This window comes from Legionella sp. 227 (assembly GCF_043161935.1).
GTDB lineage: Bacteria > Pseudomonadota > Gammaproteobacteria > Legionellales > Legionellaceae > Legionella > Legionella sheltonii.
Map to the genome: position 1 here is coordinate 246,752 of NZ_CP171154.1, position 20,978 is coordinate 267,729.

Here is a 20,978-nt window from a genome sequence, read left to right on the forward strand (position 1 = left end):
CTTACACATCAACAACACATTGTGCCACCCAATTGTTATTGCTTGGGTATACTTTTAATTCAGTAAACGTAGCTCCTTTGACTTCCACTGCAGGTTGATGCCGGCTAATATCTACGTGTTCACCTGCAATTATAGCATTTAACTTCAGCCCCTTAATGGCGACATCAAACTCACGAAACAGCATGTTGTGGATTGCCATGTTATAAATAATGGCATTTAACCAATCGACAAATAAAATCTCCTGATTGGGTGCCTCACAGGTTATATGTATTTTCTTGTGGGGATGGACTAATTGCGAGCGAGTAATGACATTCGTCAAGGCAAGCGCCCCCATTGCAAAAGCTTCCGACACCGTTGATCCATAACCTCTGACTCCGATATCTGACTCATGCGAAAAATGTTCCCACCTTTTTATAGCACTCATGGAGCATAACCTGGGTCGATAAAAATTTAGAAAATACTTTATCTCACATAAACTTGATTTTACAAAACCATCTGCTTACCGCTTTGCATAAACAGTAATTGAGAGGATCACCATGCCCATGCCTATTGCTTGTCCTAAAGTCAGTCGCTCACCCAACAGTATCCAGGCAATGAGCACCGTAGCCAATGGCATCACTGCTGTTGATAATGAAGCCATTACCCCATCCACTTTCTGACAACCAAAATTCCAAAAAACATAAAAAAGACCCGAGCTTAAACCTAAAATAATCAAAATCATCCAATCTAAAAATTGGATGGTTATCCCACCCCAGGAATTAAAGCCCAAACAAATCAATAACAAAATGGCGTTAATTGCATTGAGTAAAGAGGAAATTAGAAATACTGGAAGCGAATTCGCATGCATCTTACTTAAAATATAGTAAGTCGCTTCAGGTAAAAGAGAAATTAAAACAAGCGCATCCCCCTTAAAAGAATGGCTCACGTGCAAACCCACGAGCTTATCGCACGCAATCACGATTAATCCAAGGGTGGCAAAACCCACACAAATAGCCTTCTTACCGGAAATCTTTTCACCAAGAATGATCCAGGACATAATGGCAATGATCGCAGGTAAAGCACTGGTAATAATACCCGCTACATTCGCATCAGTGTAATTTAATCCACATAATATTAAGAAATTGAACAATACCCCCGCAGAAACCGCCTGAGCCCCAATAAAAAACCAATCGCGTTGTTTTAATTGCGAAAAATAATAACTCAACGACTTATTTTTAGCAGGAGTTAACCAGTGCAAGGGTAATAAAATAATAGCGGCTAACGTAAAGCGCAGAGCCAAGATAAATAGAACCGGAATTGAAGAAAGCAAATACTTGGAAAAAACAATGTTCACACCGACCATAATTTGAGCCAAGATAAGGAAGACCATCCCCTGTAAATCAACATGAGTTTTTTGCATATTAATACCTTCTCTAAATCGAAAGACTTTGTTGAAAAACGGAGGTCATTCCCGTGAATGAGGTAGTTTGGTCAGTGTATTTTTTCAAACTGTTTTTCAACAAAGCCAAATTGCAACGTGAAAACAATCTGCAGTTTATCAATTTTGCGATCAGTACGAGTTATCCATTTCGCGCATTTTCTTTGCAGATAACGCTTTTGTTCTCCACTGGGAAGGCGATACCCCAAATACTTGACTGAATCGTCGACTAAATGCGGGTAAATTTTCATAACCCACAGCAAAAGCTATGGCTTCAATGGAAAGATGCTGGGCAGAAAGCAATTGTTTGGCCTGATTTAATTTTTTAAATCGCCAATACTCTGCAATACTACAACCTAGAGATTGCTTGAACCGACGCTGTAATTGACTGACACTTAGATGACAATGCTGCGCCACTTTGCTTAGATTTACAGTATCGGCAAAATGAAAATCAATCCAATTTTTTGCCTTAATCACCGTTCGGTCCAACTCTGGTGAGAACGATTTTGTAGAAAAATGCACGAGTAATTGATTAATTAAAGAATCAGTCAAAAAATCTCCCTCATTCGCCGCTAAATAATAGTGTGTAAATTGTATGAGTTTTTTAATGCTCGTTGTCAAATTAAAGGCATGAGAGTTGTGTTCCCTATAGAGATTATTTTGGTTTGCTACATCAACCACTAAAAAAAGATTCTCCTGACTTCCCGAAAAACAATGCCGTTCATTGGGGGCAATAAAAACACCAACCTGATGATTCACAACTCCAGAATAATGACCTGCTTCCAACTCCATGGAGCCAGCAAGAGGTAAAACCAATTGCGCAAAATCATGAGAGTGACTGCAGCTTTCAGTATGGTAGGAGCGAAGATCAACATGATGGGTAATCAATTGCACGACTCACTAAAAAAACATTTTAAAATAGGACTAATTATACCATAGGAATTTAAGGTCGGGTTTGGGCATTTTTTGTTTTTGACTTACATTGTAGCAATGAGGTGTTGGCATTCACGCACAGACAGGAATGACTAAATCAAAAAAAATCCTCAAAATCTCTATTCGTAAACCTCTTTACGCATGAATAAAATCATTACATAATGGCCAATTATTTATTCATCAAATGGTTTCATTCCAACCCTAATTATTCTTCTTAATCCTAGTTTGGAGTCCGCAATGCAAAGTAAACATGAGCCAACAACAAATCAAGCGACGTTATCTTTAGATGCCCTTTTTGAAGAAAATACCAGGGAAACAGTAGATTTACCCCAAATCCAATCTACAGCAGCTTCAGCCATGAAGATACTTATGTTAGGTAATCAACAAGGCTATATTAATGAAATCAACCAACTGGCAAATGCCTGTGCGCAGATACTGGAACAAGGATCTACTGTTGATTTGGTAGTCCAAGCGATTCAATCCGGTATGACTGCCTCGCATCAACAGGCACTGGACAAAATAACCAGTGAAATTGGTTTAGGACAATTTCAATTGAATCATTCCAATCGCCTTACTGTCGCCGGACAGAATCTGGAAAAACGCGTTCGCTGCATGAGACGCTATAAAGAAACTCCTCTTGCAGAACTTATAGAGGCTGTTACGACAGATACCTTAGTTCAAGCAAGTGCACGATTTGGCGCCAACCTAGGTGATTTTGATTTTTTAAATTGTAAGCCAGGGTCTGCTAAACCATAAACTTCCTGAAGTAGAAACTTTAGTAATGCTGATGTAGGTTGGGCCTTGGCCCAACCTACAGAATCATCTCTATAATTTAATCGTTAATACATCCGTAGGATGAGAGAACAATTGATTTTCCGCTATAATTTGTGCCCCAGAATTTTGATAAAATCGATTTAATGAAGGTTTTAATGTATCCAACATAATGAACTCAGCATCTTTGGATTTTGCTATTTCCTTTGCTTTTTCGATAATTTGCTTGCCAAAATTTAATCCACGATAGGGTTTATCTACATAAACATACATTAATTCACTTACAGTGGGTGCTTTGAACTTCTTTTCATTAAACTCAGAGGCCATTTCTTTGGGAAATAAAGCAAATAAAGCCACAGGCTGACCATTAAATGTTCCCACATAGACATGCTCCTTCAAAGAGCTAAGAAGTTGCTCACGGTATTCAACCCCTTTGTTACGAATATAGCCCCACTCATTTTCTGCCCAAGCGGCAACCAATGGTAAATACTCCATACACTCAGATAATTGAGCAAAATCCAATTTATGTTTAAATAATGCAGTGCTAAAAAGTAACATGTTACATCCTCATTGCAAGTAACTCATGCTGGTCATTGAGTTGAATCGAATCCAAACTGGCTAAGTATGGTACTCATTTTTTTTAAAATTTGAAGTTTTTTTATAGGACAACACGCTGATTGAAACGATAAATCACTTTATATTAAGGTCCAAAATCTTATAAAATGGGGCTCAATCAAAAAGGGAGGCCATTTCATAATGTCCCTATGGAAAAAATTTAAAGCATTTTATAATGCCTCAGCTGAAAATCGAATAGGATTTTATAATTTCCTTGCCTTTCTCATTATTCCTATTCTAGGGATGACGATTTTATATGTATTGGTTCGTATTTTTTGGATAAAAGCTTAGGCATGAAGGTGTGGTTAACACCCTCACCCTGACTTCTCCCAACCTTATACGCGGTGGAGAGCGAGTTACTCCATGCTCAAATAATGCCCCATGGTGATCATGATGCCTACTTGGCTTGTTCCACTTTTATATCTCGAGTTCCAGTTTTAGATTCCGTTTTTTTAGGTAAATCAACCCAAAGCATTCCTTTTTTAAATGTCGCTTTCGCCTTAGTCAAATCAACGCTAGTGGGTAAAGAAACGGAGCGTTCATATTTCCCAAAGCTGATTTCTCGGGAAATATATCGTTTACCTTCATTTTTTTTCGAACTGGACTTTTCACCACTAATAGTGAGTACATTATCCAATATGGAAACCTTAATGTCTTTTTCGTCCAAACCTGGCATTTCTAACTGAACACAAAAATGATCTTTATCTTCAACAACATCCATTGAGGGAGCAAGAGCCAGTTTTTCAAATTGTCCCCAATTGAATTTAGTTGGTGAAAAGAAATCATTAAAGTCACTAAATAATCGATCCACTTCATTTTGCAGACTTAAAAATGGATTTTGTGAACGATTAATTTGAATGGAAGCTCCCTTGCTTGTCGATCCTTTGCTGGGAGTTCCTTTCTTAAATTGCGTTACTTTGCTCATGATATACCTCCATATGATCTATGGCATCTAATAAAATTTTGGTACATAAACCAGTTTTGTCAAATGAAGGCTGGATTGGTTCATTGTTGAATTGGTCACCTCCAGGAAATCAAAAATCAATCAAATTGCGCCATTTAATACACCCCTAATACTCTGTCATCCCTGCGCTGGGACAACGGTATGTGCGAAGCAGGGTATGTTCGAGAATGAATGAGCTATGATCTTGCACAATCCAAACACTTTAACTTAATGGACAATTACATTCTGCATCACGTGTCTCACCGGGTGTCGGTATTGCATCCAGAGTAATAAAAAGGCAATAACGGGCATGAAGATATCCGTCCAAAATACGCTACCTGCGTTGCCAGGTTCAAAATTATGAGCAACAATCATTTGATAAAGATGCACGCCGGCAGCCCCCCATAAGAACAAGGCAGGAACAATAATCGTTGCGGCACGAAAAGCAATTGAACCTCTAAAGCTGATTATTCCATTCACGGCAATTCCCAGGCTGGCAAAGCCGACTTCCATTTGAAATGGACTTTGTGGCCAACCAATAAACTGCGCGGTAAAATCACCCAAGAAGACATGCATTATAAAGTTAAATAAATAGGCTAATCCGATATTAAACAATAAATACCAAGAAAAAATGATTTCAATAACCTTCGCTTTTTTCTTCGGTCTGGAGCAGAGTGACCATTCTAGAAGAGAACATATCAAACCAAGTATCAAAAAAGTCAATGTGACATTGCGCATTGCCAAAATAATCAAATTAACCATAACATCGCCCGTTGATAATAGACTGTATTTAAATAATAAATTACCCTGAAAAGGGTAGTAAATACAATTTATAAAGCACTGCATCCATAGTTTAATGGGATTGAATACTTCATTTTTGAGCACATTTGTTTTCAGGGTGAATAAAGATGACTATTAAGTGGGTTAAATGAAATATAAAAGATTTATAACCACTTCATTTCTTCCTTTAACCCAATACTAAGGTTAACCAGAATAAACTATAGAGTCCATCTGAATTAACATGAACTATCTTTCATATAAAAGAAAACAATAAAGTACAGATTAATTTTTTCGCATACCATAAAGCAAATGAATTTCTGTATTGAAATGCAGCTCAAAATGAGAAGTCTTAAGTTGTATCACTTAGACAGCGTATTGAGACGTAATTGATGGAAAATAATGATAACTAATTCTCAAACGTGCAAAATATCAAAACTAATCCATGAGATAAATCAGCTTTTAACAGCAATGAAAACCTATTTAGGTGGTTGCGAACTTATACATCAGGAACGGTAATGGATAAGCCTTATACAAATACCACCGTTTTTATCGTCGATGATGACCCAGAGATTTGCAAATCATTTCGTTGGTTATTTGAATCAATAAATCTTCAAGTTCAAACTTATGAAACTGCCAAAGATTTCCTCGATAATTATAAGAATCAAAGCGGATGCTTGATCATCGATGTACGTATGCCTGTGATGAGCGGTTTAGAATTACTAGAGCAATTGAATGAGTCAAAAAACCAATTGCCCATAATCATTATTACAGGTTATGGTGATATTTCAATGGCCATACGCGCTATGAAAGCAGGAGCTGAAGATTTCATTCTTAAACCAGTCAATCACCAGAATTTATTGGAAATATCACAAAGGTGCCTTAAAAAAATTAAAAGTAATATAACGCTGTCTCAAACTGCTTTTCAGGAACGAATGAATAGCTTAACCAAACGTGAAAAACAGGTCATGAATTTGGTTGTTGAAGGCAATCTTAATAAACAGATTGCCTACGAACTTAATATATCGATATCCACTGTTGAAGTTCATCGTGCTAATGTCATGAGAAAAATGCAGGTAAAATCGTTAGCTGAGCTGATAAAAATTAATCTGATTTATAACCAGATTATTGAATCCACTACTGCCTGAATGAACCCCATGCAACTTTTTTGCCTCAACCTTTTGATCTGTATGAATTATTCCATCTTTTGAAAAAATAGGATGATACAAATGAAACAGCGGTCCGTTTTTCATCCTTTTCATATTTAGGGCGCGGGAATGAACTATTGGTGCTTGGTATATTTTTACTTTACCAAAGCAGTAGAATTAATCGAGCTGTTCGTTTAATCTACACCCACTCATTAGAAGTCGATTAACATAGGTTTTCAAATATGATACGTACATTTCCAAGAACAATTATTTTGACTATTCTGTGCTCAGGGATTTTAAGCAAATCAGCATTGGCACACGCTCATCATGAAACAAGCTCAGTAGGAAGTCCAGGGAATGCAGCAAAAGCCACCAAAACGATTCAAGTGACTGCTTCGGATAACATGCGTTTTAACTTTTCACAAAAACTGAAACTTCATGATGGTGACATTATAAGCTTTCAAGTAACCAATATTGGAAAAGTACCTCATGAATTCTCGATTGGCGATGAAAAGGAGCAAAAAGCACATCAAGAAATGATGCGCGCAATGCCAGGCATGGTTCATGAAGACGGTAATACAATTACCATTAATCCTGGTGAAACAAAAACATTAACCTGGAAATTTAAATCGAATCCCAAACATGATGTTGTATTTGCCTGTAATATCCCGGGGCATTTTGAGGCCGGCATGTACAAAAAAGCAACGGTTGCGACTACTTAATATAAATCTCTAAGTCCCCAAGGATTTGGGGACTCGTATTGTATCTATTGAAAAAATATGCGGTAAAAACCGAACTCTTACCAAGTTTTGATGCGGACTTGCAAGAGGAAAATTAAATTTAAAATAGATAGACTAAATGAATCAAACGAATAAATCATATTGGTTAATTTTTGCTATAATTAAGAACCCATCAAATATAAGGATATAGCGATGAAATTTGATCACCAAACTACATGGGTTCTTGCGGCGGACACGAATACTTGCCGAATTTATAAATCAACCACAAAGCCTTACGACCTCACCTTAATTAAAGAATTGCAACATCCTCAAAGTAAACTTAGGGATATTGAATTAACTTCAGGAAAACCAGGTCGCTATAATACAGGGACCACAACCCATGGAACATATACACAACAATCTGATCCAAAAGAAATAGAAATCGATAATTTTGCAAGAACAATTGCAGAAGAATTGGATAATTCCAGAAATGCTCATGATTATGACAATCTTATTGTAATTGCAGCACCGCATATGAATGGGCTTTTATTTCATCATATCAATAAGCATGTCACTCATTTGGTAACTCATAATTTAAAAAACGATGTGATTCATTTTACAGAAAAGGAATTGTCTGACTTTTTGCGAAAGAATTTATTAGCATAATTTAAAGTATAAATAGCCTAGGGAAGTCCTGCAGCCTAGAACTGAGAGACAGACGCACAATTTAAAATAATTTAAGATTTTTTAGTGCGGTGCTTTATACAATAGTTGCCAATTATGTTTTAATTTTACGCGCCACTCCGGTTTTAATGGCTGCCTGTTTCACAGCTTGAGCCACCTTCTTTACCACCGTCGTATCAAAAACACTAGGAACAATATAACTACAGCTTAAATACTGTTCCTCTATAGAATTTGCTATAGCATATGCTGCAGCGAGCTTCATTTCCTCATTAATCTCAGTAGCCATACAATCCAGTGCACCTCTGAAAATACCAGGAAAGCAGAGTACATTATTAATTTGATTCGGATAATCACTTCGCCCTGTTGCGACAATGGCCGCATATTTTTTGGCATCTTCAGGCATTATTTCGGGTATGGGATTAGCCATTGCAAAAACAATTGCATCTTGATTCATTTTTTTTATGTCTTTCGCATCAATCACACCAGGTTTTGAAACACCAATAAATACATCTGCGCCCTTTATCGCATCATGTACGGTACCTTTCTCAAGATTAGGATTGGTATGTTCCGCATACCACCGATGGACTGGACTTAACCCTGGCTTCCCGGCATAGAGCACCCCTTCACAATCACAGCCAATAATATTTTTTACTCCTAAGTTGAGTAACATTTTGGTACATGCCGTCCCTGCAGCCCCAATACCAACAACAACCACTTTAATCTGTTCCAATTGCTTCTTAACCAATTTGAGTGAATTAATCATTGCAGCAGCCAGCACTACTGCTGTTCCATGTTGATCATCATGAAATACCGGGATATTCAATTCTTTCTTGAGTCGCTCCTCCACTTCAAAACAACGAGGTGCAGAAATATCTTCTAAATTAATTCCACCAAATACTGGAGCAATATTCTTTATAGTAGCAACGATTTCATCCACATCTTGGGTATTCAAACAAATAGGAAACGCATCGACATTTGCAAATTCTTTAAATAATAAGGCTTTCCCTTCCATGACAGGGATGGCAGCATAAGGCCCCATATTTCCCAAACCTAATACTGCAGTCCCGTCAGAGACTACCGCGACTGTATTTTTTTTAATTGTTAGATTAAAGACATCTTCTGGCTTTTTATAAATCGCCGTGCAAATTCGCGCCACCCCTGGGGTATAGGCAATGGAGAGATCGTCACGTGTCTTTAATGGAATACGACTTTTAATTTCAATTTTTCCGCCTAGATGAGCCAGAAAAGTTCGATCAGAAACATGAATCACTTCTAAATTAGGGATGGTGCGCAGTAGTTCGACGATTATTTCTGCATGTTTGGTGCCACAGGTGTAAATGGTAATATCACGTATCTGGGCATCTGTTTCAACACGAACGATATCAATCGCACCAATTTGCCCACCTTCTTTTTCGATAGCAGCTGCTAATTTACCAAAAGTGCCAGGAGCATTTTTTATGCGAACTCGCATAGTAATGCTATTCGAGGCAGAACACTTTTGATTTCTCATAGCAGCTCCTTATCCCATATTTTAAAATTAACTCCTAAATTTTTTCTTTAAAAACTTAAGTATAGTCGTTGCCACCATCCTCATTGGTTGAATTGATAAACTCCAGATCCATTGGCTTTCCTGGAATTGTTCGATTTTCACTAGCCCACTCACCTAAATCAATGAGTTTACATCGGTCGGAACAAAATGGCTTAAACGGGTTTTCTGGATACCAGGTATTTTGTTTCCCACAGGTAGGGCAGATAATTTTTTGATGGTTATTCATAACAGTCTTCGTTAATTGATGTAGTACGGAGTATGCGACATACAACCCGTGATTTTCAACTCAGCTCTTACATCTATAAGTATAGTACTTGGCTCAATTTTTCATGGATATGAAAAATTCATATTCTGCAGGTTGAAGTTCATGCGTTCGATCGAAATATCGATGTTCAAAAAAATAACTATATCTTTATTTTTGCAACAAGAGAGTCTTGTTTGTTACCATAGTGGCAATTTAATTTAAGTTTAAAAAAAATGTCTGATAAGAAATTCGATATTCTTTCGTGCACCATTGATGAGGATCAAATGGTAGTTGCCAAACAATGGGCTGATACCTTTATATATAATTCAAAAGATGATGTTGCAGTAAATATGACTCAGCTCTTACTGGCTTGTTTGGCTTGCGGTGACTTCAAGACTCGTTCTTATCTATCCAAGTCATCTAAATTGCAAGCTCCATCAGATCAATTAACCATCGCTGATTATGTATCCCATGCAAGCCGCATTATTCTTGACTATCAAGAGCTCAATGGTTCGAATAGGAAAGAATTATTAGATTATTTCCCTGCTCCAAGCTCACAAAATACTGTTTTTTCCCGCTCAGCCACTCATAATGTGACTCGCGGTATTGATGGTTCAGTGGTTGAAGGTAAAGGGGTTCTTCTGGGAATTATGGGACAATTACCCGTAATGATTAAAACACCCCTGGATTTTGGTATTAATATTGCCATGGGTGGCATGGGAAAAACGAATTTTTATGGAAAAAAAATAGCAAACAATGGATGCAGCGGCCATTTTTATTTTCACCGAAATGATAACCATAGCTTGCTTCTATTGGGATTGGAACAAACAGCACCTGCAGCCTCCGCCTTAGAATTCCTGTTAGGAACTAAAAAAGATCCTGATGAGGTACAACAAAATCACGATCAATTTGGTCAAGGTCATTCGTTAAAAGGAGCTTCTGACACATATACTGCTGCCGGTTCTTTATATTTTAGCGACCCTGTTTATCAAGCAAAACTTCTATTAGAAAAAGGCGTTTTTCCACCAGATAAATATGGCGCAATGCGAGTCACGATTACTGACGAAAATTGGCCATATATCAAGCAATTTTTAGATCAATTAAAAAAAGCGAGTCTTGAAGATGAAAGTCATCAAAAGCAATTGTTAGATTTACTATTAAGCAAACCTAAAACAGCAACCCCTGATCAAGGAGAGTGCCTAAGTTATATTGCGCTTGATTTCGATAGTTATTTGAAACGTGTTTATCACGTTTTTATTACAGCAAGTCAATTGGATGCTGAAAATCAACTAACTCTCTTTAATTTACAATCTCAATTATTAGCGACGATTAAAAAGTTGCAACAAGGACATATTGAGCAATATGAAACCTTTAACGATCAAATTACTCAAATCATTCAAACAAAAAATACGCCACCTGAATACCAACAGGCTATTCTTCGTATTCAAAAATTATTTGAAATGCAACTTAAAATTGATCCAATACTGAAGCAAACCCATGAGGAACTCTTATTAAAAAATCTATACGACGATTTACATGAAGAAAGCAAACTTCTCCTGGAAAAACTGTTGGGAATTCAAAAGCATTTCCAAGAGCTATCTAATGAAAAGGAGACAGAGTCACTAACCCACTTTCTCCAGCAAATTGACATGCACATTAAGGAGCTGCAAAAATCATTCTCCACTTTTCCAGTAGAGATTGATTTATCTTCAAGTTGGGTAATGTGTGATTATCCTGTTTCCATCACCACCGACTCTATTGAGCAATTAAAGAAAATCATTGAACGCGCTAAATTATTTACGAAACCCATCGCATTAACAGGCAACGACGCAATGGCTTTCCCTGATCTCATCTCAAGCTGGGAAGAGCAACTCCTGCCTTTTGCTCAAATCAATCTTATTGATTATGCAGAATTAGACCTGAACGATTTGGCGCAACAATTTAATGATTATGTGGATGCTTTAGCACAACAATCAGAGCTATTTAACTTTTGGGAACATCAGCCCTCTCAAACAACAAATATCTTCGCTGACTTCTTCATGAAACAACCCGAATTTGAACGCGGGCAAACTCTTGTTGGACAATACCGTGAAAGTACGCTCCTGAAGCGCTTATTTTCTTTAGATCTTGCAAAGCTTAGTCCATCGGGTTTTAAACCCTATGAAGATCTTAATGCAGAATATAAGAAACATCACCCTAATTCATACTGGTGCCAAGTCAACGAACTTCTTACAGCAGGCTCTGATGTACTACTTATGCTCCGTGCTTTAAAAATACAACAGACTACTAAGTCTTCCTGGGAAGATATGAGCGCTACAGTCACTTTATTTCAAGAGGCTGTACTGCGATTTAAAAAAGCAAATGACGAGCTACAACGTTTCCGCAGTACTTTCCAAAAATCTTCTGTTGAAGTTTTTGAAAGTCCTTTTTTCTACTCCATTAACGATGAAACACTGCAACAAATGAATGGGGTGCAACTTGCTACTGTATGCCTGGAAGAACTGAATGCGAGCTCACCGAGTATTTTGGTGAACCGCATCATGAAGGATCAAGCACTGTGGCAAACCATAGATCAAGGATTGCAAAATGAAGCATTTACAAAGCATAAAGATGTCGAGAATAAAATCATCACCTTGCGTCAAATCCGGCATTTTTGGGAATTAGTCCAGCAATTTAAGGAACATTCTGATCTGGAAGCAAAGAAGGACTTTTTTGCGAAACTGCAGAATGCAGCGACAGAATCTAAGTCTATCTTTGGAGCTGCTGAAACGATTGAAAATGCGCAAATGGAGCTGCAACACCTGCAGGAATACGTGCAGCAACGACTTAATTTAGCAAAAGAGGAAAATAAACCCGCTGCACTGCACTTATTGGAAGAAAAATATAATAGGCTTCCAGAACATGAGCGAAATCACTATGCCTCCCAATTGTCTCAAGTAAAAAAAGAGATTTATCAATTTTATCTGGGGCAAATCAATTTATCGCAAAATATTGAAGAGAGAAAAAAGATATTTCTTATCTTAAATCAATTATTTGTGAAACTGCCTCTTGATGTACAAAAACAATTCCAGGAGGAACATCAAACCCGACAAATAGAAGATATTTTGTATGGGCTATGTGACCGCTTAAAAAAAGCCATCTCAGTGGCTGATAAGAAAAGAGTATTCGATGATCCTATTTTTTCGAAAACCATCGAGGATTTTGAAAGTTTAAGTAGTACATTAACCTCTGAGGATTCTCAAAAAACGCATAAACAATTGATACGCGACCAAAGACTTTATGAAAAGCTTCTTGAAACTCAGGTCATTAGCCAAGAGTCCCTAGTTGAACCTATAGATAAACTTTTAACGCAGTTCGAACCAATTTTAGACAAAATTGCCGCCTCTCTTCAAAGCCAATTAATAGGCGCAGCGCTCCATGATGCCATTTTTCGAGAACTAATTCTGAAAAAAATAGAAGATAAAAAACTCTCCTCTGTAGTGATCCATGATTTGCTCATTCTAAAGACGTTTCGCGATAAAAAAATGAAACTCAGCAAAGAGCAAGGATATGGAAACGAATATGATCAATCCATCAATCAATTTTATGAAAAAGCATTGAACATACGCTTATCAGGCCTCCCCATACAAAAACAAGCCGATGATTTAATGAAGGCGGCCAAAGATGAATTTAGTCATCGTCACGATACGCGCCGACTGATTGCTGATATTGCGATGATAATTACGGTTATCGGAGTTTTTGCAGGATTCGCGCGTTTAGCCGCAGGAAAAACTTTCTTTTTTAGCAGTGCAAAAACAGATAGAGAAATTGAGTTAAAAAACCAATGGCTTTGCGACTACCAACAGCTGCAACCGAAGGATGAAAATGAGGTTCCTTTACTTGCCGCTCCTGCTGCTTAAAATTAAGACCCAAAGGATTGTGGGAGCCAGGATCCAATGGCACTACCTTTAGAATAATATTCTTCTTTGCGTTACAAATAGGTCGGGCAATTGACTGCCCGACCTATGCCGCAAAACATTTTGGAAATAAATTAATTGGTTAAGCCTACTACACAAAGTACCCTGCCGATCTCGGCTCTCACCTCAGAAATTAGAATCAAAATCGACAATAAAAAACATTTAGATACATTGGAAAGAATTCTGAAACTATTCTATTCTTAAAAAACTTGAGTCATCGATTCAAGCAACTATTTAAATTTTTTTATAAGGATATAAATAATGAATGCATGGAACAGTGTAATTTTTATGAAAAGTAATAAATCAATGTCTGACATGAATGCCATGGCAAAATGGGATGGCGTGGAAAAAATGTGGTCAACTTCAGGTGACTGGGATTGGTGCATAAAATTAGATCAAAAATCATCAACTCCTGAAAAGGCAGAGGCTTTTGTTGCTCGTATGCGTGAAGGACACTGGGCAACAGAAACCCAAACAAATTGGTGGAAAGAAGTTCCTGCAAAATAAATGGTCCACTCGGAGCCAAGTGCTCCGAGACTACAAAGCATTTTAACTAGAGTCTCTTGATAACTCCTCATAGGTCGACGCACATCCGCACCTCCTAGCCCTACTTTCTCGAAAAGCATTAAAAAATCAAAGTGTAAAAAGATTTTACAAAAACATGCTTGGCAACACGATTTTTTATAAAAAGCATAGCAGTTCGTTAAAAATAAATTCCCTTAATAGGAAAAAAGTTTTAAATTTTAATTTTTACCCTAATCCATTCATTATGAAATCAAAACTCTTTTTTTTATTATTATTTTTTGTCAATGCAGCATGTGCAGATCCATGGTTCACAGGACCTTTGCTTGCCCCTGCTGGAAAAACCATACCGGCGGGCCATATTAATTTCGAACCTTATGCGTTTTATAGCGGCTACCCCCATGGATTTAGAAATTTTGAAGTGACGCCTATTGTGAGTTTAGGGGTGCTTAGCTTTTTAGATTTACAAACTGCTTTGCCTTATGATTACAGTTGGGATAAAAACGAACATGGAAACGGCATCGGAGATTATAGCTTAGCTCTAGGGGTTCAAGTTTTGCGCGCAAAAGAAAATACCTGGATCCCCGATCTTCGTGTAGTAGTCCAAGAAGTTTTTCCCACTGGACGCTATGAAAATTTAGATTCGAAAAAATTGGGTACTGATCAAACAGGTTTAGGCTCATTCCAAACCTATCTTGGTTTCAACTTTCAAAAATTGGTTCTGTTGCCTAATAAACATTATTTACGCACCCGTTTAAGTCTGGTGGGTGCCAAATTTAGTGATGTAACAGTACATGGAGTGAACGTTTTTGGCGGTGCTCCCGATACGGTAGGTAAGGTAAAGCTTGATAACAGTTATTCTGCTGACTTGGCATTTGAGTACACACTCACACAGAACTGGGTTCCTGTTTTCGAAGTTTTATATGTACACAGTCCAGGAAGTAATTTTGACGGTAATCCAGGATTTACCCCAGGCGGAACAGTTGCCGGTATAGGGGGAAGAGCAAATGAACAGGTTTCGTTGGCTCCAGCCGTTGAATATAATTTTACTCCCAATCTGGGTCTTATTGGCGGTGTTTGGTTTTCTGTCACAGGACCACATGCGGCTGAATTCGTCACTGGCGCATTAGCACTCAATTGCTATTTTTAGGCCTAAAAACGTAGAAACTGGTATTTTTCAGTTGTATAATGCAAATAATTTGTTCACTTTTATCAAGCGTAGGTTGGGCCTTGGCCCAACATTTCTTTTATAATCCTCGACGTTGAGAAGCAATGCTCCATAATGTTTGGCCCAACCTACGCAATAGAAACCAGTGTCAATCCACAGGGTAAAAATTTAGAAGGCATAAAAAGTATGTACTCATTTTTTAATTTTAAGACGTTCAATACGGCATTAAAATTAACAGCTCAGGACCGATTATTTATTCATATTTTTAATCAGGAAAATGATAATAGAAAACTGGCATTAATTAAAAACCAAAAAATTGAAACGATTACTCGAATAGCTCATCACGACCCTGTTTTTGAAGCCTTTTGTAATCGTGAGGAATTAAAGGATTATTGGGAAAAAATTTGGTCTGCCTCTGGTGTGGTCTTATCTCAGCAAAAAAATGTCCCTTTAATTTTGTTTTTCTCTCATCCTCAATTAAATCCGTTTAATTTGGTCCGAGGCACCTATTTTTATTATCTTTCCCAAGAAGTAAGAAAAGAAATGAACGTTGATTTTGGATTTTCTGAGATGGAAGCGATTGAGATGGCGATTCGATACGGTTCTATTCATGCAACTCAGCGTTATAATGAATACATTTACTCAAAACTACAACAACATGCAAACAATAAAGAGTCGGAAACGCTGTACCAAAAACTTATCTCCAATAGCAAGCTCATGCTTCCCTATTATGGCAGTTACGGGTATATGGTTTTAGCCGAAGCAATGGCTCATTACTGCTTTTGGTTGCTCCAGAATCTTGAAGTGGAAAAAGCCCGGGAAATCTATATTCATGTTTTAGAGTCGCTAGATTATGCCCAGCTCATTTTAAAGGATAGCCAGTACAGCATACAAAATGCAAGTATGGGACTAGGCCTTAAATACAGTAATTCTCTAGGATTCGAATCTCCGTCCCAAGCAAAAGATTTTTTTATGAATCAATATGATGCGTTACTTCAGTCCGTTCAAACAACTCGTGCACTACCGCATTAACTAGTCAATAATTAAGCAAATAGTCTATATTATAATTAAGTCATTTGATCTTATTTATCGAATAAGAAAGAGGATATTATGCCCAAAATTTATATCACCTATGCAGCCACTCCCAGCGGAGCACTGGTTATTTCAAGTTATCATGAAAAAGTCCAGTCCAAACTTAATGCTTTTTCCCTGGTTAAAACGGAGGGTTTAAAATCAGCAGATTTGCAAAGTTTAGAGGGAGATCTTCCTGAAGCATACGATAATGAGATTGTAAAAGCCAAACTGCTAGAATTATTAACTGACATTAACAATATGGGTCTAGATTTTAATCGAGTGACCTATAGAGGCGATTTAAACCTCTGTACAAAGCGCAAAGAAGATTTGGCACCTTATTTATTTGATGGCACAATTAATCGCTTTTTTGCTGGAAAAGAGGTGCAGTTAATTTTAGAGTCAGCCAATAAAGAATATGTAGAGGGTGCAATAGATTTCGCAGACAGAATAGGATTTACCGACGCCGTGATTCAAACTAAAAATGGAACCCCCAAAGGACAAGAACTCTCTAAAACCTATCCTAAAGAAGAGCGTGCAATGGATGTATCAGTTCCAAAACCAAAAACATCTGAACTGGCACAATCCAGTGTTACTGTTCAAGATTCCCATGTTTTATCTGATGCCCTAGGAAAATTTGGAAGTTTTAGTCCAGCGACCTCTGAAACCACTTCAGCACCAACTAAAAAACAAGATAAAGAAGGCACAGAAGAAACACCTGGCCTAACTAATTAAGAAATGTTGAGCCCAAGGGCTCAACAACTTCCTTTATTTCGTAACGCCTGAATTTAACAAAGCCATAAATTCATAAGGACTCATTTGACGAGAAAAATAAAGTCCCTGTCCATACTTACAACCATACTGCTTGAGTTGCTCTCTAATTTCACGATTTTCTACCCCATCGGCCAAAACCTCTAACTCAAAGGTTTTAGCCAGATTAATAATCGCTTCGACAATTTTAGCCTTCTTCTTATCTTTTACCATGTTCAAAATAAGGGATTTCTCAATTTTTATTTCGTTAATAGGAAAATTGACCAGATAAATAAAGGAAGCATAACCACTACAGAAATCATGTATTGCTATTTTAACACCTAAGTGACTTATTTGGTTTAATACATCCATGGATTTTGCTTGATCTACTAAACAAGCACGTTCATTAAATTCGAGGATTAAATACTCGGGAGAAATTTTATTTTCATGAAGCAACTTCTTTATAAAAACAGGTAATTTTTTATCAATCGCGTCTTGAACGGATAAATTAACTGATGCAAAAATCTTATGCCCAGCATTATGCCAAAGCGCCAATTGTTTGGTGACATGGGTTAACATAAACAAAGTTAATTGTTGGCTTAAACTGGAGCCCTCAATCAGGGAAATAAATTTTTCCAGACTAATTAATCCGTATTTTTCATGCACAAAGCTTACCATAGCCTCGGCACCTATAATTTTACCTGTTGCCAATTCCACTGCGGGTTGAAAATAGATCTTCATCTCTTGATTTTCTATTGATTTTTTTAACCCATTCATCACCATGCGGTTGGTAGTGAAATCCTCTTCCATATTGGGATGATAAAGAGCGAAAGGTTTGTCCTTTTTTCTTGCATGAAAAACGGCTGTCCGAGCATGACTCACTAATGTGACTTCGTCATCCCCGTCCTCGGGATAAACGGCAGCACCTGCCGTGGTAGAGATGTTTATATGAATATTGTCCACGATAAAATCAAGCGTAGTTGCTTCTATAATGGCATTCAGCAGTTTGTCCCAATTAATCTCTTTATTCAATCTGGGCAATAATAACGCAAATTCATCACCCTCCATTCGAGCCACACTATTAATACCCATGGTAGCCTGGAGCATAAAAGGGGAAAGCAACATATCTTTTAATTTTTTTACGAACTGGATTAAGACACTATTGGCATTAAAATTACCAAAATTGTTGTGAATCGATTTAAAATCATTCAATTTTAATAAAATAACTGCCAACTCATTCGGGGTCTCAATCTTATGAATGGCTTGCTTAATTTGCTCGTGAAAAAGCAGGGAATTGGGTAGCTGAGTAAAAAAATCATGTTCACTTTCATATTTTAGTTTCGCTTCCAGATCGCCACTTTTATAAAGAAGCTCCTGAGTTTTATCTGCAACAAGTGTTTCTGCCGTATTGGCCAATCCATAGCAAAACGACTGCCCCCAATAAGCGAAAAGAAATGGGCTCAGATCAAGAACCCAAATGGCAGGATTTGTTGTTTGAGCTCTAACAAAACCATTTAGATTGATAAATCCTGTTATTTGGTATGACACAATAAGTGATGCAATAATGATGCTAGTAACCGAAATGCATAATCCAATATAAGCATACTTATTCACGTAATCTCTAAAGACAATTGAAGTCTTTGCGAGTTTGTAATTTATGTCCATATCAGCCAGCTTTTTATCTCCATATGCTAATTTTAGTACTTAATTTACAGAGTGGGTTAACCCTGACTGCGATTAAAAGGAAATCCCTCCCACCAGGTTGAAGAGGAGGAAGTGTGAGGGCCGATGAGTCATGATCAATACCCTCTCCTCTATTCCCGTCATCCCGATTGTCACGAGGGATGACGGGATATGGAGATTTCTTAGTTTAAATGAGAGGATAAACAGTACAATCGCAAAAAATTCAATTGACATCATAAAGCCTAATTTGATATGTTAAGCAATTAATAGATAAAATTTAATCAATCTTACTCAATATGAATCATCGCCATAGTAACCACAGCAATACGCTCCCTGCAGTTCTCACTGCAAAAGCGTTGCTATGCCCTGATTCGTTACCTTCATCAACCTCCTTAGAAACTATTATTATTATTATTTTGCCCTCTTTACCCTAGAGCGGTCAGCTATTTCTTGTCCCGAACCTCTCTAGGGAGGAAATATCGGGTTTTTAGAAATAACTGATTTTGAATACTGGAGGGTACTGTGACTCAAACCAATTCTTTTAGCTTAAGAAACAATTTATTGCCTTTTGTTATGTGGCTTTTCCCACTTTCTTTTTTTGCTCTTCAATTTATATTGCGCCTATGGCCGGGATTAATGATGCAAGAAATAATGGCTCAATTTTCAATCGATGCATCCAGTTTCGGTTTCTTGGCAGCATTTTATTATTATGGATATGCGGGAATGCAAATCCCTATGGCGCTGTTGTTAGATAAATTTGGTGCCAGAATAGTAGTTTTTATCTTTGCCATCCTTTGCGGCCTAGGTGCCCTACTTTTTACCTCTACCAATAATTTCCACTTAGCATTATTCAGCAGATTTTTAATTGGAGCTGCTTCGGCTGTTGGTTTTTTAGGCGTATCCAAAGTGGTTTCTGAATGGTTTAGTAGCAATCAATATTCGCACATGATCGGTTTTTCTTTTAGTGTGGGACTTTTAGGAGCGATCTATGGGGGCAAGCCATTAAATCAATTGATCTCAACCTACGGCGGCCAGCATATTGGATTAATCTTAGCTCTATGCTCTATAGGTGTAGGATTTTCAACTTTTTTAATCTTGCGTACTCCAAAAAATCCTAAAACAATACAATCGAGCAACATATGCCGGTCCCACTTATCTGTTTTATTCACTTTAAAAAGCTTATGGGTTCTTGCCTTGGTTAATTTGTTAATGGTTGGTGCGCTGGAAGGTTTTGCTGATGTGTGGGGAGTCCCCTATTTAACTACCGCCTACGGTTTTACTAAATCGGATGCAGCCCTACTGGTCTCTTTTATTTTCGTTGGTATGTTATTTGGCGGACCAGTACTTGCTGTTCTTAGCAAAAAATTAGGAAATTACACTGTAATAAGAATGTGTGGCCTCGGCTTAGCCCTGGCTTTTTTGGTACTTCTTACTGAGGATGTAAGCAATTGGTGGATACTTAGTGCGCTTTTCTTTACGATTGGACTGATGTGCTGTTATCAAGTAATTGTCTTTGCAGCAGGCTCTACCCTTGTATCCAATAAACATTTGGGTATAACTATCGCTTTTCTAAATTGTATCAATATGTTCGGTGGCTCATTTTTCCATACTTTAATCGGTAAAATCATGGACTCTTACTGGGAGGGTGGCGTTGGTGCAAATGGATTAAGACAATACAGCCTTCAATCGTACCATCATGCCCTACTACTGATACCAATCTGTGCTCTTTTGGGTGCATTATTGGTATATTTAATCCAGAGAACGGCTAAGAACTCAATGAATGTACAATCTGATAAACATACCGCAATTGTTGAAGTCTAACTGAAAAAACACACTCTCCTAAGTTGGGCCTTAAGGAATCGAGTGATTAGGAGAGTCGTTTCTGCGAAAAGCACGAATGTATTGTTATTTGGTGCACTTTGCCACTTCATGAAAAAATCCCTGCCTTCGCAGGGATGACAATTGATACCCAATGAAGAAATGGACGCAAAATGGTGTTCAAAAAATCGTTGATACCTTAAGGTTCGA

The 20,978-nt window shown here is 37.6% G+C and carries 19 protein-coding genes; 10 read left to right on the top strand and 9 right to left on the bottom strand.

Translation table 11 applies throughout. From position 1 onward, the window contains the following. Position 1: 1 nt before the first annotated feature. The 3 genes from ACF8MK_RS00935 to ACF8MK_RS00945 all read right to left on the bottom strand — a co-directional run bounded on the left by ACF8MK_RS00935 (position 2) and on the right by ACF8MK_RS00945 (position 2,305). Positions 2-424: an archease gene (locus tag ACF8MK_RS00935; protein WP_392537794.1), complete on the bottom strand. Its 423-nt coding sequence runs from the start codon at positions 422-424 to the stop codon at positions 2-4. Positions 425-499: 75 nt separating this feature from the next. Further along, positions 500-1,399, bottom strand: coding sequence for a DMT family transporter (locus ACF8MK_RS00940; protein WP_392537795.1), 900 nt, complete (start codon positions 1,397-1,399; stop codon positions 500-502). Between the two features lie 150 nt (positions 1,400-1,549). Next, on the bottom strand, positions 1,550-2,305 hold the full coding sequence (locus ACF8MK_RS00945; protein ID WP_392537796.1) for a helix-turn-helix domain-containing protein: 756 nt from the start codon (positions 2,303-2,305) through the stop codon (positions 1,550-1,552). 282 nt (positions 2,306-2,587) lie between these two features. Here ACF8MK_RS00945 and ACF8MK_RS00950 point away from each other — a divergent pair, with 282 nt between their 5' ends. After that, on the top strand, positions 2,588-3,106 hold the full coding sequence (locus tag ACF8MK_RS00950; protein WP_392537797.1) for a hypothetical protein: 519 nt from the start codon (positions 2,588-2,590) through the stop codon (positions 3,104-3,106). 69 nt (positions 3,107-3,175) lie between these two features. On the opposite strand, the gene ACF8MK_RS00955 is transcribed toward ACF8MK_RS00950, so the two are convergent. From ACF8MK_RS00955 to ACF8MK_RS00965, 3 genes are all read right to left on the bottom strand, one after another. Continuing rightward, on the bottom strand, positions 3,176-3,679 hold the full coding sequence (locus ACF8MK_RS00955; protein WP_392537798.1) for a GNAT family N-acetyltransferase: 504 nt from the start codon (positions 3,677-3,679) through the stop codon (positions 3,176-3,178). A gap of 454 nt (positions 3,680-4,133) precedes the next feature. Then, complete coding sequence (locus ACF8MK_RS00960) at positions 4,134-4,661, bottom strand: Hsp20/alpha crystallin family protein (RefSeq protein ID WP_392537799.1); 528 nt, start codon at positions 4,659-4,661, stop codon at positions 4,134-4,136. A gap of 246 nt (positions 4,662-4,907) precedes the next feature. Next, positions 4,908-5,441 (bottom strand): DUF6790 family protein, encoded by a 534-nt coding sequence (locus ACF8MK_RS00965; protein ID WP_392537800.1) that lies wholly within the window; start codon positions 5,439-5,441, stop codon positions 4,908-4,910. Positions 5,442-5,974: 533 nt separating this feature from the next. On the opposite strand from ACF8MK_RS00965, the gene ACF8MK_RS00970 reads away from it, so the two are divergent. The 3 genes from ACF8MK_RS00970 (at position 5,975) to ACF8MK_RS00980 (ending at position 7,989) form a co-directional block, all read left to right on the top strand. After that, complete coding sequence (locus ACF8MK_RS00970) at positions 5,975-6,604, top strand: response regulator transcription factor (RefSeq protein ID WP_392537801.1); 630 nt, start codon at positions 5,975-5,977, stop codon at positions 6,602-6,604. A gap of 242 nt (positions 6,605-6,846) precedes the next feature. Further along, complete coding sequence (locus tag ACF8MK_RS00975) at positions 6,847-7,326, top strand: hypothetical protein (protein WP_392537802.1); 480 nt, start codon at positions 6,847-6,849, stop codon at positions 7,324-7,326. A gap of 210 nt (positions 7,327-7,536) precedes the next feature. Then, positions 7,537-7,989 (top strand): host attachment protein, encoded by a 453-nt coding sequence (locus ACF8MK_RS00980; RefSeq protein WP_392537803.1) that lies wholly within the window; start codon positions 7,537-7,539, stop codon positions 7,987-7,989. 112 nt (positions 7,990-8,101) lie between these two features. Here the strand turns inward: ACF8MK_RS00980 and ACF8MK_RS00985 are convergent, their stop codons facing one another. Together ACF8MK_RS00985 and ACF8MK_RS00990 are read right to left on the bottom strand one after the other, a co-directional pair. Next, a complete protein-coding gene (locus ACF8MK_RS00985; RefSeq protein ID WP_392537804.1) occupies positions 8,102-9,517 on the bottom strand; it encodes an NAD-dependent malic enzyme in 1,416 nt (471 codons plus the stop codon). A gap of 55 nt (positions 9,518-9,572) precedes the next feature. Further along, positions 9,573-9,782: a DNA gyrase inhibitor YacG gene (locus ACF8MK_RS00990; protein WP_265705009.1), complete on the bottom strand. Its 210-nt coding sequence runs from the start codon at positions 9,780-9,782 to the stop codon at positions 9,573-9,575. A gap of 251 nt (positions 9,783-10,033) precedes the next feature. On the opposite strand from ACF8MK_RS00990, the gene ACF8MK_RS00995 reads away from it, so the two are divergent. The 5 genes from ACF8MK_RS00995 to ACF8MK_RS01015 all read left to right on the top strand — a co-directional run bounded on the left by ACF8MK_RS00995 (position 10,034) and on the right by ACF8MK_RS01015 (position 17,252). Beyond that, positions 10,034-13,699 (top strand): LepB GTPase-activating domain-containing protein, encoded by a 3,666-nt coding sequence (locus ACF8MK_RS00995; RefSeq protein WP_392537805.1) that lies wholly within the window; start codon positions 10,034-10,036, stop codon positions 13,697-13,699. A gap of 318 nt (positions 13,700-14,017) precedes the next feature. Further along, a complete protein-coding gene (locus ACF8MK_RS01000; protein ID WP_265705011.1) occupies positions 14,018-14,263 on the top strand; it encodes a hypothetical protein in 246 nt (81 codons plus the stop codon). Between the two features lie 262 nt (positions 14,264-14,525). Beyond that, the gene (locus tag ACF8MK_RS01005) at positions 14,526-15,428 is read left to right on the top strand and encodes a transporter (RefSeq protein ID WP_392537806.1); all 903 of its coding nucleotides are present in this window, start codon (positions 14,526-14,528) and stop codon (positions 15,426-15,428) included. A 132-nt stretch (positions 15,429-15,560) separates the two neighbouring features. Next, positions 15,561-16,478 carry a DUF5630 domain-containing protein gene (locus ACF8MK_RS01010; RefSeq protein WP_392537807.1) on the top strand — a complete coding sequence of 306 codons (918 nt, stop codon included), beginning with the start codon at positions 15,561-15,563 and terminating at the stop codon, positions 16,476-16,478. Positions 16,479-16,556: 78 nt separating this feature from the next. Beyond that, on the top strand, positions 16,557-17,252 hold the full coding sequence (locus ACF8MK_RS01015) for a hypothetical protein (protein ID WP_392537808.1): 696 nt from the start codon (positions 16,557-16,559) through the stop codon (positions 17,250-17,252). Between the two features lie 33 nt (positions 17,253-17,285). Here ACF8MK_RS01015 and ACF8MK_RS01020 read toward each other — a convergent pair whose 3' ends face one another. Continuing rightward, positions 17,286-18,932 (bottom strand): putative bifunctional diguanylate cyclase/phosphodiesterase, encoded by a 1,647-nt coding sequence (locus ACF8MK_RS01020; RefSeq protein ID WP_392537809.1) that lies wholly within the window; start codon positions 18,930-18,932, stop codon positions 17,286-17,288. A gap of 591 nt (positions 18,933-19,523) precedes the next feature. Between ACF8MK_RS01020 and ACF8MK_RS01025 the strand changes: the two genes are divergently transcribed. Beyond that, positions 19,524-20,771 (top strand): MFS transporter, encoded by a 1,248-nt coding sequence (locus tag ACF8MK_RS01025; protein WP_392538990.1) that lies wholly within the window; start codon positions 19,524-19,526, stop codon positions 20,769-20,771. The last annotated feature ends 207 nt before the right edge of the window (positions 20,772-20,978 follow it).

Bases quoted from the DNA above. Each gene is read 5' to 3' on its own strand.
- ACF8MK_RS01025 (WP_392538990.1), top strand. From the start codon at position 19,524: ATGTGGCTTTTCCCACTTTCTTTTTTTGCTCTTCAATTTATATTGCGC.
- ACF8MK_RS00955 (WP_392537798.1), bottom strand. From the start codon at position 3,679: ATGTTACTTTTTAGCACTGCATTATTTAAACATAAATTGGATTTTGCT.
- ACF8MK_RS00985 (WP_392537804.1), bottom strand. From the start codon at position 9,517: ATGAGAAATCAAAAGTGTTCTGCCTCGAATAGCATTACTATGCGAGTT.
- ACF8MK_RS00960 (WP_392537799.1), bottom strand. From the start codon at position 4,661: ATGAGCAAAGTAACGCAATTTAAGAAAGGAACTCCCAGCAAAGGATCG.
- ACF8MK_RS00975 (WP_392537802.1), top strand. From the start codon at position 6,847: ATGATACGTACATTTCCAAGAACAATTATTTTGACTATTCTGTGCTCA.
- ACF8MK_RS01010 (WP_392537807.1), top strand. From the start codon at position 15,561: ATGTTTGGCCCAACCTACGCAATAGAAACCAGTGTCAATCCACAGGGT.
- ACF8MK_RS00980 (WP_392537803.1), top strand. From the start codon at position 7,537: ATGAAATTTGATCACCAAACTACATGGGTTCTTGCGGCGGACACGAAT.
- ACF8MK_RS00935 (WP_392537794.1), bottom strand. From the start codon at position 424: ATGAGTGCTATAAAAAGGTGGGAACATTTTTCGCATGAGTCAGATATC.
- ACF8MK_RS01000 (WP_265705011.1), top strand. From the start codon at position 14,018: ATGAATGCATGGAACAGTGTAATTTTTATGAAAAGTAATAAATCAATG.
- ACF8MK_RS01020 (WP_392537809.1), bottom strand. From the start codon at position 18,932: ATGGACATAAATTACAAACTCGCAAAGACTTCAATTGTCTTTAGAGAT.
- ACF8MK_RS00970 (WP_392537801.1), top strand. From the start codon at position 5,975: ATGGATAAGCCTTATACAAATACCACCGTTTTTATCGTCGATGATGAC.
- ACF8MK_RS00995 (WP_392537805.1), top strand. From the start codon at position 10,034: ATGTCTGATAAGAAATTCGATATTCTTTCGTGCACCATTGATGAGGAT.
- ACF8MK_RS00940 (WP_392537795.1), bottom strand. From the start codon at position 1,399: ATGCAAAAAACTCATGTTGATTTACAGGGGATGGTCTTCCTTATCTTG.
- ACF8MK_RS00965 (WP_392537800.1), bottom strand. From the start codon at position 5,441: ATGGTTAATTTGATTATTTTGGCAATGCGCAATGTCACATTGACTTTT.
- ACF8MK_RS00950 (WP_392537797.1), top strand. From the start codon at position 2,588: ATGCAAAGTAAACATGAGCCAACAACAAATCAAGCGACGTTATCTTTA.
- ACF8MK_RS01015 (WP_392537808.1), top strand. From the start codon at position 16,557: ATGCCCAAAATTTATATCACCTATGCAGCCACTCCCAGCGGAGCACTG.
- ACF8MK_RS01005 (WP_392537806.1), top strand. From the start codon at position 14,526: ATGAAATCAAAACTCTTTTTTTTATTATTATTTTTTGTCAATGCAGCA.
- ACF8MK_RS00990 (WP_265705009.1), bottom strand. From the start codon at position 9,782: ATGAATAACCATCAAAAAATTATCTGCCCTACCTGTGGGAAACAAAAT.